General features: G+C 43.1%; 2 protein-coding genes and 1 pseudogene. All 3 read right to left on the bottom strand.

Annotated features, from left to right (window positions below):
- Positions 1 to 50: 50 nt before the first annotated feature.
- On the bottom strand, positions 51 to 242 hold the full coding sequence (locus tag ABID23_RS07740; RefSeq protein ID WP_354190898.1) for a hypothetical protein: 192 nt from the start codon (positions 240 to 242) through the stop codon (positions 51 to 53).
- Positions 230 to 631, bottom strand: a complete 402-nt coding sequence (locus tag ABID23_RS07735; RefSeq protein ID WP_354190896.1) for a hypothetical protein — start codon at positions 629 to 631, stop codon at positions 230 to 232. The genes ABID23_RS07740 and ABID23_RS07735 overlap by 13 nt, the downstream gene beginning before the upstream one ends.
- Positions 632 to 651: 20 nt before the next feature.
- Positions 652 to 2,336: pseudogene (locus ABID23_RS07730) on the bottom strand (hemagglutinin repeat-containing protein); the annotation flags it as partial.

The following is a 2,336-nucleotide window of genomic DNA, read 5'->3' as shown; positions in this document are numbered from 1 at the left end:
TCCAGTGATACTTAACAAAGCCATGCAACTCAATAGTTTTAAGATTTTCTTCATTTTTCCCCTCTTTCAATGGATTTATTTACAATAAACAGCTCGGAAGCTTGTTGATATTTCCTGTCACCGCTGCTTAAAACAACGGTGAGCAATATTGAGATGATGGATTGAGGAAACAATCCCGCCATTCCAAGCAAAGGCAAGGAGGGGGATTGTTGATCATCATAAGCAAGACTTAAGGTTTGCATTCAGGTGCGTTTTTATATTTTTTACAATAAGGGCTGTTTAAGCGCTTCTTGACACTGCGCTGTGGTATGACAGCGCCAGGACGACAAATGGGAAGGTTTTCCGCTTTATGATTCTCGCACCAAGTCCCCCTCCCCACTTTATCACGGAAACCAGCCTGAACCATACAAGCATAAATTGTTGCCTTTTGATTAAAGCTGCGATTATCATTCTCTGGATCCGCATCAATAAGGCTTAGCATTCCACATTCTAACAAGGCTTTTCCTGCCTCTGTCAAATCTGCTCCTGGCTTCTCCCACGCAGTCACATACCCTGGAGGAGGTTTGTTAAACTGACATCCAGCGATACTTAACAAAGTTACAGCGCTTAATAATTTTAAAGTTTGTTTCATTTTTTCCTCCATGATTTAATTCAAGGTTTTTGTTTTAAATGAGATGAGCCATACCTTTTTTGGCATTTTTGACCCGCATCTCCAAGACAAGTATGAGGATTGTAAGGATTTGTGAACATATTCCATATTTCTTTCCACCAGTTGCTACCAGCAGGTATTGTCTCGTAGGTATAGCCATTACCGCCAATAATTCTGCTGACAAAGTCAAATCTATGCCCATCAAAACCAATCGTGGTTTGTTTGCCATCACTCACATAACCTAACAGACCGGATGCCGCCAAAACATTAGCCGCTGGTCCATGGAAACTGATCGTTGTATTGCCAGCTACATCATTTACACCTTCTTGTTTGAAAGAATTCAGCATATTAAAGCCTGTCAAACTGCCTTGACTATGGGCATCAAAATGCAATCCTGTGTTACCATAGCGAGACATTATATCTTTTGCTTCTTGTGTGGAATTGGTCAAACCCCAAAAGTTATTTTCCATAAACTTCTGATAGCCCGCGACTAGAAGTTCTGAGATGGCAGAATCCGCTTCTGGGAACACAACAAAATAAAGCGGATTATTTTTATCCTTCGCATGTTGCTCTGCATAAACAGCGGCTTCCTCTGGTGTGTTAAAATACCATTATAGAACATACGCCTGTTGCCATCAGAGCCAGCTTGTAAATACTGCTCATCTTCAGCATTTAAAAAGTGATACAGAGTGATATATTCTCCATCGCTGTCTTTTATATACTCTCCATTTTCATCGGTTAAATAGAGGACATTGCCATTTTCATCATGCGCAACCTCACCTACTGGGTGCTCTTTGACATTTGTGATTTTATAAATTTTATCAAAGTATCCTAATCCTTCATCCGATAAATCATTGATCATATCTAGGCGATTATGCACTGCTTCTTCAAGCGGTGCGACATCTAGCTGTCCTACAGCCTGGTGGGCTGTAGCGGTGTTGCGGTTGAGTGCATCAATGATTTGTCCAGCATCTTGCCCCATCGCCCTCTGTCCAGTTATATCAGTAAGGATGATAGTCCCATCGCTGATAGCAGATTTGGTTTCCCCTTCTGCTCCATCCTTGGCTTTGCCGTGATTTAAAACATTCTTGGCAATGTTCTTTATCGTATCATTCCCAGAAATGCTAAACCCACGGCTGCTGACTTGCGCATGGGCACTGTTGCTGATATCACTGGTGCTAATGCTTCCTGTGGTCAGGCTGTTTTTATCTGCCGGCGCGGTGCTTTCAATAATACCTCCGGTCAGCGTTGTTTTATCTTTAACGTTGATCTTAAAACCACCATCACCCGCTTTGATGCCTGATTGTTCCACAACACTATGATAATCACTAGAGGATTTATTCTTTTGGAAAGAGGCGTTCATGGAGCCCCCACACCCGTTTGTCCAGCACCAAACCCAACAGAAACAGAGTTTTGCTTGCTGGAACTTTGTCCCGTATCACTGCGGCTGACAACGGTAAAATCACCCCCTACTTCCATTTCTACACGCTCTCCAGAAACCACGGCGCCTGCCAGTGTAGTATTTCCCTGACTCGTGGTGTGAATCTATAATATGGCTGTTTTTGTGATGAACTTCCTCACTGGAACCTTCTCCTTGACTAAAAGCAGCACTGCCCGTTGCCCCTGCGCCACCCGTGCCATAACCGGTGCCAACACTCATTGAAGAACTTTCACTGCTGTTTTGTGT

It is taken from the genome of Bartonella silvatica, from assembly GCF_040545155.1.
In the GTDB taxonomy this organism is placed as follows: Bacteria; Pseudomonadota; Alphaproteobacteria; order Rhizobiales; family Rhizobiaceae; genus Bartonella; species Bartonella silvatica.
This window is presented reverse-complemented; position numbering and strand designations above follow the sequence as displayed.